Below are 13,869 nucleotides of genomic sequence, written 5' to 3'. Positions count from 1 at the left end.
TTTTCACCGCAATCCCTCCCTATCCAACGTCCTCAGCGAACGAAAGCGCAGCACACAATGCGCAGTTTGCACACCCGTCTGGACGGCAAACTTATGCCAAGAGAATTAACACTTTATTTACATTCAACTTAGGACAAAAAGGAAAAGAACAGCAAAAAAATGTCAGAAAAAAAATCAGCTGTCAGCAGGCCGACGGCCAGCAGGCAATCGGCAGTGGGTGCGGAGAGAATAGCGGAAGGTATGACAGAGGGTGACGATTACAACCGAAAATGAACCAAAACCGGCGTGATGCGATATTTCAGGCTGGGTACTTTCGCCAGCCATCGTTGCCAGGGCCGCCAGCGCGGGCACGCATGATCCAGCGGGCTATGGCTGCCGATCAGTTCCGCCCAGGGCAGCCAGCTCAGGATTTGGCGCACCGGATCTTTGTAGCCATGCTGATACGACCCCGAGCCCATCCGGGCCGCCAGCGCTGAGCCACAACGATCTCCGGCCACGACCAGGCATACTTCAATCTGGCTGAAGTGGCAGCCGAGTTGCTGCACGAAGCGAGCCAGTTCCGCATCATTGCACTGCAGCAGGGCCTGATCACACAGCAACAGGACCGGCGCCTTGCCCATGACCGGCAACGATTTCAGCCAGGACAGATCCGTGACCGACCCCGGACGCATCGTATAGCGCTCGCTGCGGTGAAACAGCCGTTCACGCCAGAGCAGGTTCTCATCGGTATCGAGTTCAAACCAGCGGCAGCGCCCGTTATCCAGACGGTAAAACCGGGTATCAAGCCCGGCGCCGACGTTGATGATCCAGCCATTGGGATGACGGCGCAAAAACTGCTGCACCAGGCGATCACACTGCAACGTCAGGGTGGCATGTAATAACTGGCGGGCGGGCACATTGCCGGTCAGGCAGTCTGCTTTGAAATGGCATTGGTTGCAGGCAGCAGCGGCGACAGGATCGTAGATCAGACCCTCATCTTCCAGGCTTTCACGACTACGAAGCCAGAGCGGTTGCAACAACGCTGTCGGGATGTGGTAGCGGGAAGTTTTGGTCATTGTCATCTCCATCTGATCATCAATGGATGATAATGACTATCATTAACTTTTGTAAAGCCCCCTGAGACAAAAAATCGCCAGGTTTCGGGCCTGACGATTTCAAAGCGGGCATGCTGCCAAGGCAGCCCGGCACGGATTACATCCAGTCGGTGTTGCGGATCACCCCGACCGCAATGCCCTCAATGGTCAGTTGCTGCTGATTGAGATCGACCACAATCGGCGCAAAGGCTTCATTCTCGGCATGTAGAAGCACCTGGGACCCTTTACGCTCCAGACGCTTCACGGTCACGTCATCCTCAACCCGCGCCACAACCACTTGGCCGTCGCGGACATCCTGGGTTTTATGTACGGCAAGCAAGTCACCATCCATAATCCCAATGTCTTTCATACTCATCCCGTTGACCCGCAACAGGAAATCAGCGCGCGGTTTGAACAGGGCCGGGTCGACCTCATAATGGGTTTCCACGTGCTCCTGCGCCAGGATCGGCTCCCCGGCCGCGACCTGGCCAATCAGGGGCAGCCCTTGCTCCGATTGCTCATCGTGCAGACCCAGGACCCGGATCCCACGGGAGGCACCGGGGATAATCTCGATCACTTCTTTACGGGCCAGCGCCTTGAGATGCTCTTCGGCAGCGTTGGCCGAGCGGAAGCCCAGTTCACGGGCGATCTCTGCGCGTGTAGGCGGCATTCCGGACTCTTCAATCCTGGCTTTGATCAATTCAAAGACTTCTTGTTGGCGCGGCGTTAACGGCTTCATGGCTCAATCCTGTCTTTTTATACAGTTCACTGTGAGTATATCCAGTGTTAACAAAGTTGAAAAGACAATTGTTTACGAAAAGAGCAATTCCCCCGGCAGGCACAAGTCCAGCTGGTCCATCCTGTGGGCTCTGTGTCACGAACGCGCTGGCTTCTTCTTCGAAATCCCCGTTACGCTTCAACCCCGCCACCAAGAAACAATGGGTTAGCATAAAATTTCCTGAAATCAGATCTTTCACCGTCAAGATGTCGCATTTCAGCGTAAAATACCCGGCATTTTCTGCTATCCTTGCCACGCATTAGGATTTCGAGGCTAGTAAATATATGTCAAGTTGGCAGAAAGTTTATCGAAAATTGTTGAATTTGCCGCTTTCTCTGTTGGTTAAAACCCATTCCATACCATCAGACCCGGTCGCGGATCTGGCGCTGGATTTATCGCGTCCCATCATCTATATCCTGCCGTTCCGCTCGAACACGGATTTAATGACCCTGCGCAGCAGCGCCCTGGCGTTAGGCCTACCCGATCCCCTGTCCCCGCTGGAGCTGGGCGGACAGTTGTTTGATCGCTATGTCTATGTCGCAGACGGGCCGAGCGTGTTTGGCTCGGACGGCGAGCTGCCCCGGGCATCATTGGCGCTGTTCACCGCCCTGCTAGAGCAGCACAAACAAGACACCGAGCTGGATGTCCAGGTGGTCCCGGCCGCGATCCTCTGGGGCCGCAAGCCGGGCCGGGAAGAGAGCCAGAAGCCGATCCTGCGCCCGCTCAACGGCCCGGAGAAATTTGTCGCCGTGCTGGGCAGCGGCCGCGACTGTATGGTGCGCCTGAGCACCCCGGTTTCGCTGCGCTACATGGCTGACCGCCACGGCACCGATGACTCCATCGCCCACAAGCTGGCCCGGGTCGCCCGGATCCACTTTTCCCGACAGCAACTGGCCGCATCCGGACCGAAACTGCCGGACCGCCATGCGCTGTTCAAGCGGCTACTGGCCTCCAAAGCGATTGAAAAAGTGGTCGCCGAAGAAGCCCAAAGCCGGGATGTACCGATCGAAAAAGTCCGCAAAGAAGCCATCGACATGATGGAAGAGATCGCGGCCGATTTCTCCTATTCGCTGATCAAACGCGGCGATCGCTTCCTGGGCTGGCTGTGGAACAAGCTCTACCAAGGCCTGAATGTCCACAATGCCCAGCGGGTACGCCAGCTGGCACAGGACGGCCATGAGATCGTCTACGTGCCGTGCCACCGCAGCCACATGGACTACCTATTGTTGTCGTACGTGCTGTATCGCGAGGGGATGGTGCCGCCGCACATTGCCGCCGGGATCAACCTCAACTTCTTCCCGGCCGGACCGATTTTCCGCCGCGGCGGGGCATTCTTTATCCGTCGCAGCTTCAAGGGCAACCGCCTCTACTCCACGGTCTTTCGCGAGTACCTGGCGGAGCTGTTTGCCAAGGGCTATTCGGTCGAATACTTCAGTGAAGGCGGCCGCTCCCGCACCGGCCGCCTGCTGCCGGCCAAAACCGGCATGCTGTCGATGACCATCCAGGCGATGCTGCGCGGGCTGAACCGCCCGGTCACCCTGGTGCCGGTGTATATCGGTTACGAGCACGTGATGGAAGTCGGCACCTACGCCAAAGAGCTGCGCGGCAAGCGCAAAGAGAAGGAAAATGTCGGCCAGGTACTGCGGACCCTGCGCAAACTGCGCAATCTGGGCCAAGGCTACGTCAACTTCGGCGAGCCGATCCCGCTCAACAGCTACCTCAACGAGCAGGTGCCGACCTGGCATCAGGACATCGACCCGATTGAGCCGCAGCGCCCGCAATGGCTGAACCCGGTGGTCAATGATCTGGCCAACAAGATGATGACCCACATCAACGATGCCGCGGCAACCAATGCCCTGACCCTGTGTGCCCTGGCCCTGCTGGCCTCGCGCCAACGCGCCCTGAGCCGAGAAGAGCTGGAGCAGCAGATCGACTGCTACCTGCAGTTGCTGCGTAACGTGCCGTATTCCTCGCAGTGTACGATTCCGACCGACGACACCGCGACGCTGGTTGAACATGCCCTGAGCATGGATAAATTCCTGGTTGAGCGCGACAGCCTGGGCGAGATCGTGTCGCTGGATCGCCAGCAGTCGATCCTGATGACCTATTATCGCAATAACATCATCCACCTGTTTGCGCTGCCGTCGCTGATCGCCCACATCGTGGTCCAGCACCAGCAGCTGTCCGTCGAGGCGATCCGGGTGCAGGTCGAACGGCTTTACCCGTTCCTCAAGGCCGAGCTGTTCCTGCGCTACACCAAGGCAGAGCTGATCGAGGCCATCGAAGGCCACATTGACGAGCTGGTCCGCCAGCGGCTGATCCTGCGCGACGGCACAACCGTGGCCCTCAACAGTGCCCGGATCGGTCCGCTACAACTGCTGGCCCGCACCATCACCGAAACCCTGCAACGCTATGCCATTGCCCTGACCCTGCTACGCTCTGAGCCGCAACTGATGAAGAGCGATCTGGAGCAACAGAGCCAGATGATGGCCCAGCGATTGAGCCGGCTGCACGGCATCAATGCACCAGAATTCTTCGATAAAGGCGTGTTCGCGACCCTGGTCAAGACCCTGCGCAGCGAAGGCTATCTGAACGAAGATTGCCATGCCGTCTCGCGCCCGGTCGAAACCCTGGCCGATCAGCTGGCCGCGCTGGTTTCCCCGGAGGTCAAACTGACCATTCAGGCCGTCATGAGCCGGGAAGAGAAAGTCGAAGAAGTGACGCCGGAGACTTAAAACGCGCAGTTGCTTTTCACCTCAGAAACACTGAGCTGGCCTCCGGGCCAGCTTTTTTTATCTCGCGGCCCACCCGCGTTCAGGTGTTTGAGCTTTGGGGACACGACCGCCTAAAAGCCCTGCCCGCGCGTCCCCTCGCCCACAACACAAACGGGTTGCTGACATGGTCACCATGATCACGGCGGCCACAAAAAAAGCGCCATTCGGCGCTTTTTTCAAAGGATGTCAAAAAGATATACCGATCAGCTCAAAGCGATACTCACCGCCATCCCCAACCACACCAGCATGCCAACGTAGTTGTTGTTCAAAAAGGCTTTAAAGCAAGGCTCACGCTCGCGGCCGCGGATCAGCCTCTGCTGATAGACAAACAGCGCCGATGCCAGCAGCAGGAACCAAAAGTAGATCGGGTGCAGTTGCTGCAGAGAACCGGCAACAATCAGCAGCAGGACCGTCCCCAGCTGCAACAGGCCGACAATCATCTTGTCAAAGCGGCCAAACAGGATCGCCGTCGACTTGATGCCGATTTTCAAATCATCATCCCGATCGACCATCGCATACTGGGTGTCATAAGCCACGGTCCAGAGAATATTGGCGACAAACAACAACCAGGCCGTTTCCGGCAGCGCACCGGCCTGCGCCGCATAGGCCATCGGGATCGACCAGCCAAATGCCATCCCCAGTACCAGTTGCGGCAGGTGGGTGTAGCGCTTCATAAACGGGTATGCGGCAGCGAGCAGCAAACCCACCACCGACAGCTGGATCGTCAGCGGGTTCATGGTCAGCACCAGCAAAAAGGACGCCACCACCAGCAACCCAAACAGACCTAACGCTTCGCGCTCAGACACCTTCCCCGACGGCATCGGCCGCTGCGCCGTGCGCTTCACGTGGCCGTCAAAATGACGGTCGGCATAATCGTTGATGACACATCCGGCCGCTCGCATCAGGAACACCCCGAGGACAAAAACCACCATCACCCGTGGATCCGGCCAACCGTCTGCGGCCAGGAACAACGCCCATAAGGTCGGCCACAGCAGCAGCAGGCTCCCAATCGGGCGGTCAAATCGCGCGAGTTGCCAAAAGGCTTTTGCTTTGCTTAATTCCAACTTTGCGTCTCCTTTGCATAGATCGGGGCCTGTTCAAGAAACAATTCAGCAACCAACATCGGCTTGTCGTTGACCCACAACCGGGAGCGACGTGCCCACAGGGAATGGGCCGCTTCACGAACCTGGGCCACCATCAGCGCATCGCGGCGGGCGCTGCGGTCGGTAAAGACCCGAAAGCCCAGCGGCATTTCGCCCAACTGCTCCAGATCCTGCTCCTGACCGGTCAGGGTGGTCTGCGGGATCAGCGTCCGGGCAAACACCCAGGGCACCCCATCGCCTTTGAGCACCACCTTGCGCAGTAGGCAGTCGGCCTCGCCGAGCAAGGCCCGCTCGTCGGCCTGCAACTGGTGATTTCCAATCACCCGCTGCTCCAGCAGCGTCACGGTGAAATGCTCGCAATAGCGCTGAAAACGTCGCGACAGCGAATCGGGTTCAAGCAACCAGGGCCCGAACGCTGTGTCTTCCACGGCAATGTCCTGCGGGCACTGCCACTGGGCACCATCCAGCAAAGGTTTGTACAACTGCTTGAATTTCGACATCTTTATAATAAAAACTCGACCACGTCGCCAGCAAGGGCTTGGTAGAGCTCTGTTAATTGATTACCATAAGGAAACACTATTGTAGCAAGCCGTAACGGGTACGAATATCGTTACGATCGAAAGAACGCAATTCACCGCCGGCCAACGGCGGTCAATCCAGAATGAGTGTCATAATGAGATCACTATTTTTTGCCCTGGCCCTGTGTACGACCGTGCTGACGGTGCCTTTTCAGGCCATGGCTGACGAGGACGGCCCGGCTGCGCCGCAATACACTTACTACACCCTGGAGCCGGACATCACGACCAACTATGTCACCCAAGGCAAAAAACTGGGTTACCTGCGCCTCCAGGTTGACCTGATGGTGGCCGACCCGTCCCTGATCAAAGACGTTGAGCACCACGCCCCGCTGATCCGCGATGCCATTATCAACATCATCGGTGAGCAGCCGGAGGCCCGGATCAAATCGCTGGCCGGACGGGAAGAAATCCGCCAGGCGTGCCTGAACAAGGTCAACGAGCTGCTGATCATGGAAACCCGCCAGCGCATTCTCACCGAATTGCTGTTTACCAAATACCTGTACCAGTAACGGGCCCTTGGGCATCAAAAGAAAAAGGCGCTCATTTTGAGCGCCTTTTTCATGCTGATTCAGCTCAGGCCGCAGCCGAGCGGGCCAACTGCTTTGCGGCGATATAGCCCGCCACTGCCTGCTGCTGTGCCGCACTGAGATACAGGCCCAGTTTGCTGCGACGCCACAGGGCATCCTCGGCATCCTGAACAAACTCATGCTTCATCAGGTAATCCAGCTCCAGGGCATAGAAACCTTCCCCGAAGTGCTCGCCCATTTCAGCTTCTTCACAGATCCCGTCCAGCAGAGTCAGGGCACGGGTCCCGTAGTTGGTCGCCATACGCTCTGCGGTAAAGCGGGACAGCCACGGGCACTGCTGCTGCAGCTGCGTTGCCAGCTGTTGGCCGTCGAAGTGTGCTTCGCCGCCCGGCAGGAACGCATCCGCCGTCCAGGCCGGCCCCATTTGCGGAAAGAACGGTGCCAGTTTGGTCATCGCCGCTTCCGCCAGCTTACGGTACGTGGTCAGCTTGCCGCCGAAAATAGACAGCAATGGCGGCTGGTTGCCGGTCTGCTCCAGCTCCAGGGTATAGTCGCGGGTGATTGCCTGCGGCGAGTCCGACTCATCATCACACAGCGGGCGCACCCCACTGTAGGTCCACACCACATCTTCACGGGCCATCTTGCGGGTAAAGTGATTGTTGTAAACCTTCAGCAAATAGTCGATTTCACTGTCGTCGATCGCCACTTCGCGCGGATCGCCCTTGTACTCAACATCCGTGGTGCCGATGATCGAGAAGCGGTCCAGGTACGGGATCACAAACACAATCCGGCTGTCTTCGTTTTGCAGAATATAGGCCTGCGGCTCGTCATGGGCACGCGGCACCACAATGTGGGAGCCTTTGATCAGACGAATGTTGCGCGGGGATTTGGTCGCCAGGCTCTGATCATAAAACGCTTTCACCCAAGGACCGGCCGCATTCACCAGCGCACGGGCCCGGCGCTCAAACGTCTCGCCGGTGATCGTATCCCGAACAGTGACCTGCCACAGCACGCCGTCCTGCTCAGCTTTTTCCACTTTGCAGCGGTTGCGCACTTCGCCACCGCGGGCCGCGACTTCCATGGCATTTAAAATCACCAAACGCGCATCATCGACCCAGCAATCTGAGTATTCGAAACCTTTGGTGATTTCCGGCACCAGCACCGAGTCAGCGCCGAACTTCAGCCCCTGACTGGCCGGCAGCGTGGTGCGCTTGCCCAGGTGGTCGTACAGGAACAGGCCGGCACGGATCATCCAGGCCGGGCGCAGATGCGGACGATGCGGCAGACGAAAGCGCATCGGGCGGGCAATATGAGGGATCTTGCGCAGCAGCACTTCCCGCTCTGCCAGGGCTTCCCCGACCAAACGGAACTCATAGTGCTCCAGGTAACGCAGGCCGCCGTGGATCAGCTTCGAGCTGGCCGATGAGGTCGCCGAGGCAAAGTCGCTGGCTTCAAACAACCCGACTTTCAGGCCGCGACCGGCGGCATCAGCCGCAATCCCGGCACCGTTAATCCCACCGCCGACTACAATCAAATCCAGAATTTCAGATGTCGCAACCTTCATATCCCCACCTCAATCGAAAATAAAAATTTCAAAAACGCTCAAAAATGCTCGATTGCGAACATAATAGATCATGTGTTGACGAAGATCATCATTTATATTTTCGCTTTGTTACATAAGTATGAGACAGGTAACAAGAATAGAAAAAAAACGGGCTGCCTTTTTTGAGGCAGCCCGTGAGGGGTCCGTGGTCGGGGGAAAGCGACGGCTCAGTTGATGATTTCGAGGTGGATCTCGTTCTCCACCAGGCGCTTATTGAGCTCTTCCGGCGGTTGCTGATCGGTAAACAGCATATCGATCTGGCTGATGTCGCCCAGATTGACCATGGCGTTGCGGCCAAACTTGGTATGATCCACCCCCAACATCACACAACGGCTGTTTTCAATGATCGCCTGCTTCACCCGCACTTCATGGTAATCGAAGTCCAGCAGCGAGCCGTCGAGGTCAATGCCGCTGATCCCCATGATGCCGAAATCGAGCCGGAACTGGGAGATAAAGTCCAGCGTGGCTTCACCAACAATCCCGCCATCGCGGTTGCGCACTTCACCGCCGGCCAGGATCACCCGAAAATCATCCTTGCCGGTCAGAATACTGGCAACATTGAGGTTGTTGGTCACAATCCGCAAATCGTGGTGGTTGAGCAGCGCGCGTGCCACCGCCTCAGGCGTGGTGCCGATATCAATGAACAACGTCGCCCCGTCCGGAATATGCCGGACCATCGCCTGGGCAATCCGGTCTTTCTCCGCCAGCTGCATCACCTTCCGAGTGCTGTATGAGGTATTGACCGAGCTGGATGGGATGGTGGCGCCACCATGATGACGACGGATTTTGTTGTCTGCCGCCAGCTCATTGAGGTCACGACGGATCGTTTGCGGGCTCACGTTAAAACGCTCTACCAGATCGTCGGTGCTGACGTACCCCTGGGTTTTAACGAGATCGATGATTTCCTGATGACGTTTGCTTTGCTTCACTGCTCACGCGGCTCCTAGTTGCAACAAGGCTCCGCGAATGCGAAGCCTTGTCATATTACCTAGTGCGTTGCCAAGATGCCAATGATGGCGATCTCAATCACGCATTTTGCCCGGCCTGCGCTTGCACAACTTCCTTATGCAGCTTGCTCTCGCCAATCAGGGCCAGGGTCAGGAAGAAGATGGCCAGACCACAAGACGCCGTCAGCACCATAAAGCCGCCGTCCCAGCCGAAGTGATCCACGGTGTAACCCAGGATCGCATTCGCTGCCACTGCGCCGCCCAGGTAACCGAACAGGCCGGTCAGACCCGCAGCCGTCCCTGCCGCTTTTTTCGGTGCCAGCTCCAGGGCGTACAGACCAATCAGCATCACCGGACCATAGATCAGGAAGCCAATTGCAACCAGCGCCAACATATCAACCGTTGGGTTGCCCGGTGGGTTGAACCAGTAGACCAATACCGCAATGGTGACCAACGCCATGAACAGGATACCCGCCGGCGCACGACGGCCCTTAAAGAATTTATCCGACATCCAGCCACACAGCAGGGTGCCCGGGATCCCGGCCCACTCGTACAGGAAGTAAGCCCAGGAAGACTTATCGACGGTAAAGTGTTTCACTTCGTTCAGGTATACCGGCGCCCAGTCCAGCACCCCGTAGCGGATCAGGTAAACGAAGGCGTTGGCAACCGCGATGAACCACAGCAGCTTATTGTTGAAGACATACTTGAAGAAGATTTCCTTCGCCGTCATCTCCTGCTCATGGGATTTGTCGTAGCTGTCCGGGTAATCATTGTTGTGCTCTTCAATCGACGGTAGACCACACGACTGCGGGGTGTCACGCATCACCAGCAGGGTAAATGCCGCCACCAGCAGGGCAAAGAACGCCGGCACGTAGAAAGCCGCACGCCAGTCATCATTGAACGCCCACAGGCCCAGCAGGAACATCGGACCGATCAAGCCGCCGCCCACGTTATGGGCCACGTTCCAGATCGACACAATCTCACCACGCTCCTTGCGCGACCACCAGTGCACCATGGTCCGGCCACACGCCGGCCAGCCCATGCCCTGGAACCAACCGTTTAGAAACAGCAGGATAAACATCGCCGCAATGCTGCCGGTTGCCCACGGCATAAAGCCGAAGCACAGCATCACCAGGGCCGACATCGTCAAACCGGCGGCCAGGAAATATCTCGGGTTGGAGCGGTCCGAGACACTCCCCATCAGGAACTTCGACAAACCGTAAGCGATCGATACCGCGGCCAGGGCCACACCCAGATCACCACGGCTGTAGCCGTATTCTTCAATCAGGTGCGGCATTGCCAGACTGAAGTTCTTGCGCACCAGGTAGTACCCGGCGTAACCAAAGAAAATACCGAAAAAGAGCTGCCAGCGCAGGCGCTTATACACAGGATCGATCTGGCCGTCCGGTAGCCGATCCGTATGCATGGCGGGTTTGAAAATGCCAAACATAAAAGTTTCCTTAGAAGTTGTCGTTCTGTTAGCGATGGTTTGCGTAAACGCAAAAAAATGATGAGCGAAAATACTCAAAAGTACTCATAATGTGCAAATTATTGCTCGAAAGACGATAATAAAATGTGAAAGGAATCAAAAACGAAGATTAATTATTAACATATAGAGTATTAACTCTATCTTTTTTGTAAAAAGTAAGACGTAGGCTGACAGATCAACAGGTTCAGTGAACATGAAGGGAGAAAGAGGAATTGAGCAGGCTTGCGTACCGATCTTCGGAGTCGCGGGAGTGCCGGGTATCGGCTCCATTCGGTTCGCCACCCGGTCGGTTCAGCCGAGCAGCATTCGCCGCTTCGGGCCTCGCCTAGCTGCGGGCCGGGCGACGCAGCTTCCCGTCGACCAGCGCAATCGCACAACCGCTGAATAACCCGAACAAGTGGGCCATATTGGCAATCGACATCCCCATCGGCTGAGCAAAACCAATCACCAACCACACCAGCATAAAGACAACGTAAGGTTTGGGGATCGCCAGACCGCGCTCAGGCGCCAGCCATCCCATCCACCACACATACCCCAACAGGGCATACACCACGCCGGAAAGCCCCCCGAAACCCGGACCGTAAAACCAGAATTGGGCGAATCCGGAGATCAGGGCCGAGAGCAGAAACACCTGCAACAGCTTGGCGCTGCCGCTGTGGCGCTCCAGCTGACCGCCGAGCAACCACCACCACAGGCAGTTGAACAGGATATGCAAGGTCGAGAAATGGAGCAGCGCGTGGGAGAAAAAACGCCAGAGCTGCCACTCATCCCCCTGCATCAGCGGAAAATGCAGCCAGCGGAACACCGGCTGCTCGAACCCGAACAGCCACAAGCCGTAAATCCCCATCGCAGCTATCATCACCGCCAGGGTAAACGGCCCGGCCCGGGCGCGGATGATCGCCAGCAGATCCGGACTATGGTAGGAAAACCGAGCCGTGCGGGACTCAGCCATCGCCCACGAGGCCGCTTGGTATTTGCTATCGTCGGGATTGGCCAGAAACAAACTCAGTTCAGCCTCGGCTTCTACCAGATACTGGCTGTCTTCCAGCCAGATCGCGAACCGCCCTTCCGGCTCCGGCGCCAGACTCATAGGGATCCCCCGTGACGCCATATAGTCAATAAATGCCTGCGCCAGGCGGGGGTTGTTTAATCCGGCTAACCGATACATCTGAGTCTCCGTGAGGATGATACCTATTGGTGACAAGGATACGCCTGTCGACGCCAGGCTTCAAACCCGCCATCCAGGCTGTAAACCGTCTCATAGCCCTGATTAATCAAATACTGGGCCGCGCCCTGGCTGCTGATCCCGTGGTAGCACATCACGATCACCGGCTGCTCGAAATCGACCTGCTCCATAAACGCGACCATGGTCTCGTTGGTCAGGTGAAACGCCGACTCCGGATGCGCCAGACCAAACGACTGCGGGTCGCGGATGTCGGCCAGCACGGCCCCGGTGTCCGCTTGTTGCAGCAGCTCAAACGCCTGCTCTACCGATATATGCTCGAACTGATCCATTCATTGCCTCACTGAAGTCCTGCTGACCTTGTCAGCATTAGGGTTATTGCGTTGCTGATCCCGCCAGGATCCGCCCCGGTCCAAAACTGTGATGATCCTCCGTTTTGGGTTCCCCGAGCGACGGTCCAAAGTCGTCAGCGCAGGACGCCATTGTACCCCACAAAGTTACTCACAACCTCGCACAGAAAGTAGGGCTTTGACCCGACGGCTCCCGGGGGCACTCATCCAGGCCATGCCAGGGTTGAAGGTCTCCTGCCAAACCTCTGCGCCCACCAGACGCACAAATAATCACCAGCTGTGGAAAAATCTGTGAATAGCGTTGATAATGTGTTTCGTGCCCAGAGGATCCACTACATGTAGATCGGATCCGATCATAATCTGTGGATAAGTTTACCTTTCATTCGAATTTCAGGCCATAAATGTGACCTGCGCCCCAGAAATCAAGCACAAAAAAACCGGCGCCAGGCCGGTTTCTTGTGCGGATCGTTGTGGATAGTTTCCAAGGATCCTCAGAGACTGTCACCCACCGCTTCTTTGAGCTTTTTCATCGCATTTTTTTCGAGCTGACGGATCCTTTCCGCAGACACTCCGTAATGCTCAGCCAGCTCCTGCAGGGTTGCTTTCTGCTCATCCAGCCAGCGGGAGCGGACAATGTGCTGACTGCGCTCATCCAGACAGGCCAACGCCTGAGACAGGCGATTGGTGGCATGGCTTTCCCAGTTATTCTCTTCATAACTCAGGGCCACATCGGATGATTTGTCTTCCAGGAAATAAACCGGCGCGCTGAAGCCGCTGTCGCGATCATCATCATCAACCGGGCTTTCAAAGGTCGGATCCTGCGCCGCCAGACGGGACTCCATTTCACGGACCTCGCTGGCATCGACCCCGAGCTGCTCTGCAACCATGTTGACTTCGTCGTTATTGAACCAGCCCAGGCGCTTTTTCGCCTTGCGCAGGTTGAAGAACAGTTTGCGCTGCGCCTTGGTGGTGGCGACTTTGACAATACGCCAGTTGCGCAGCACATACTCATGAATTTCAGCTTTGATCCAGTGGACCGCAAACGACACCAGACGCACGCCGACTTCCGGATTAAACCGCTTCACCGCCTTCATCAGGCCGATGTTGCCTTCCTGAACCAGATCCGCCATCGGCAAACCATAGCCGGAATACCCGCGCGCCACGTGCACTACGAATCGCAGGTGGGACATGACCAGCGACTTTGCCGCATCAATATCGCCCTCGTAATGCAGGCGCTCCGCCAGCTCACGTTCCTGCTCCGCCGACAGCATCGGGTAGCCGTTGACACTCTGAACGTAGCTGTCCAGGCTGTCTGTAGAAACTAACGCCAATGAAGTCATTTCTTGTGCCATTCAACAAACCTCGTGTGTTTTGTGTACTGATGGAACATCGTCATAACCTGTAATGATGCCCGGAAAAGGGCCAACATTGCAAGCCGTCATGTGCATTCTCGCCACATGACCC

12 protein-coding genes are annotated in these 13,869 nt (G+C 56.9%); 2 read left to right on the top strand and 10 right to left on the bottom strand.

Annotated features, from left to right (window positions below; translation table 11 throughout):
- Positions 1 to 257: 257 nt before the first annotated feature.
- Both NH461_RS00570 and lexA read right to left on the bottom strand, forming a co-directional pair.
- Positions 258 to 1,055, bottom strand: coding sequence for a class I SAM-dependent methyltransferase (locus tag NH461_RS00570; protein WP_261601443.1), 798 nt, complete (start codon positions 1,053 to 1,055; stop codon positions 258 to 260).
- Between the two features lie 136 nt (positions 1,056 to 1,191).
- On the bottom strand, positions 1,192 to 1,812 hold the full coding sequence (gene lexA, locus NH461_RS00565; RefSeq protein ID WP_261601442.1) for a transcriptional repressor LexA: 621 nt from the start codon (positions 1,810 to 1,812) through the stop codon (positions 1,192 to 1,194).
- A 323-nt stretch (positions 1,813 to 2,135) separates the two neighbouring features.
- Between lexA and plsB the strand changes: the two genes are divergently transcribed.
- Positions 2,136 to 4,586: a glycerol-3-phosphate 1-O-acyltransferase PlsB gene (plsB, locus tag NH461_RS00560; protein WP_261601441.1), complete on the top strand. Its 2,451-nt coding sequence runs from the start codon at positions 2,136 to 2,138 to the stop codon at positions 4,584 to 4,586.
- A gap of 242 nt (positions 4,587 to 4,828) precedes the next feature.
- Here the strand turns inward: plsB and ubiA are convergent, their stop codons facing one another.
- Complete coding sequence (gene ubiA / locus NH461_RS00555; RefSeq protein WP_261601440.1) at positions 4,829 to 5,689, bottom strand: 4-hydroxybenzoate octaprenyltransferase; 861 nt, start codon at positions 5,687 to 5,689, stop codon at positions 4,829 to 4,831.
- The gene (locus tag NH461_RS00550) at positions 5,680 to 6,228 is read right to left on the bottom strand and encodes a chorismate--pyruvate lyase family protein (RefSeq protein WP_261601439.1); all 549 of its coding nucleotides are present in this window, start codon (positions 6,226 to 6,228) and stop codon (positions 5,680 to 5,682) included. Before NH461_RS00550 ends, ubiA begins: the two co-directional genes overlap by 10 nt.
- 173 nt (positions 6,229 to 6,401) lie before the next feature.
- Between NH461_RS00550 and NH461_RS00545 the strand changes: the two genes are divergently transcribed.
- The gene (locus NH461_RS00545) at positions 6,402 to 6,815 is read left to right on the top strand and encodes a flagellar basal body-associated protein FliL (protein ID WP_261601438.1); all 414 of its coding nucleotides are present in this window, start codon (positions 6,402 to 6,404) and stop codon (positions 6,813 to 6,815) included.
- A gap of 64 nt (positions 6,816 to 6,879) precedes the next feature.
- Here the strand turns inward: NH461_RS00545 and glpD are convergent, their stop codons facing one another.
- The 6 genes from glpD to rpoH form a co-directional block, all read right to left on the bottom strand.
- Positions 6,880 to 8,397: a glycerol-3-phosphate dehydrogenase gene (glpD, locus tag NH461_RS00540; RefSeq protein WP_261601437.1), complete on the bottom strand. Its 1,518-nt coding sequence runs from the start codon at positions 8,395 to 8,397 to the stop codon at positions 6,880 to 6,882.
- A gap of 206 nt (positions 8,398 to 8,603) precedes the next feature.
- Positions 8,604 to 9,365 carry a DeoR/GlpR family transcriptional regulator gene (locus NH461_RS00535; RefSeq protein ID WP_261601436.1) on the bottom strand — a complete coding sequence of 254 codons (762 nt, stop codon included), beginning with the start codon at positions 9,363 to 9,365 and terminating at the stop codon, positions 8,604 to 8,606.
- 97 nt (positions 9,366 to 9,462) lie between these two features.
- Positions 9,463 to 10,833, bottom strand: a complete 1,371-nt coding sequence (gene glpT / locus NH461_RS00530) for a glycerol-3-phosphate transporter (RefSeq protein WP_261601435.1) — start codon at positions 10,831 to 10,833, stop codon at positions 9,463 to 9,465.
- 364 nt (positions 10,834 to 11,197) lie between these two features.
- On the bottom strand, positions 11,198 to 12,040 hold the full coding sequence (gene glpG, locus NH461_RS00525; RefSeq protein WP_261601434.1) for a rhomboid family intramembrane serine protease GlpG: 843 nt from the start codon (positions 12,038 to 12,040) through the stop codon (positions 11,198 to 11,200).
- 23 nt (positions 12,041 to 12,063) lie between these two features.
- Complete coding sequence (glpE, locus tag NH461_RS00520) at positions 12,064 to 12,387, bottom strand: thiosulfate sulfurtransferase GlpE (protein WP_261601433.1); 324 nt, start codon at positions 12,385 to 12,387, stop codon at positions 12,064 to 12,066.
- Positions 12,388 to 12,896: 509 nt separating this feature from the next.
- Positions 12,897 to 13,757, bottom strand: a complete 861-nt coding sequence (gene rpoH / locus NH461_RS00515) for an RNA polymerase sigma factor RpoH (protein ID WP_261601432.1) — start codon at positions 13,755 to 13,757, stop codon at positions 12,897 to 12,899.
- Between the last annotated feature and the right edge of the window lie 112 nt (positions 13,758 to 13,869).

The organism is Photobacterium sp. TY1-4, assembly GCF_025398175.1.
GTDB lineage: Bacteria > Pseudomonadota > Gammaproteobacteria > Enterobacterales > Vibrionaceae > Photobacterium.
The sequence above is the reverse complement of the archived record's forward strand: the minus strand, read 5'-3'. Positions and strand labels throughout refer to the sequence as shown.

Excerpts from the sequence above, each read along its gene's own strand:
- NH461_RS00570 (WP_261601443.1), bottom strand. The coding sequence starts at position 1,055 with ATGACCAAAACTTCCCGCTACCACATCCCGACAGCGTTGTTGCAACCG.
- lexA (WP_261601442.1), bottom strand. The coding sequence starts at position 1,812 with ATGAAGCCGTTAACGCCGCGCCAACAAGAAGTCTTTGAATTGATCAAA.
- plsB (WP_261601441.1), top strand. The coding sequence starts at position 2,136 with ATGTCAAGTTGGCAGAAAGTTTATCGAAAATTGTTGAATTTGCCGCTT.
- NH461_RS00550 (WP_261601439.1), bottom strand. The coding sequence starts at position 6,228 with ATGTCGAAATTCAAGCAGTTGTACAAACCTTTGCTGGATGGTGCCCAG.
- NH461_RS00545 (WP_261601438.1), top strand. The coding sequence starts at position 6,402 with ATGAGATCACTATTTTTTGCCCTGGCCCTGTGTACGACCGTGCTGACG.
- glpD (WP_261601437.1), bottom strand. The coding sequence starts at position 8,397 with ATGAAGGTTGCGACATCTGAAATTCTGGATTTGATTGTAGTCGGCGGT.
- glpT (WP_261601435.1), bottom strand. The coding sequence starts at position 10,833 with ATGTTTGGCATTTTCAAACCCGCCATGCATACGGATCGGCTACCGGAC.
- glpG (WP_261601434.1), bottom strand. The coding sequence starts at position 12,040 with ATGTATCGGTTAGCCGGATTAAACAACCCCCGCCTGGCGCAGGCATTT.
- glpE (WP_261601433.1), bottom strand. The coding sequence starts at position 12,387 with ATGGATCAGTTCGAGCATATATCGGTAGAGCAGGCGTTTGAGCTGCTG.
- rpoH (WP_261601432.1), bottom strand. The coding sequence starts at position 13,757 with ATGGCACAAGAAATGACTTCATTGGCGTTAGTTTCTACAGACAGCCTG.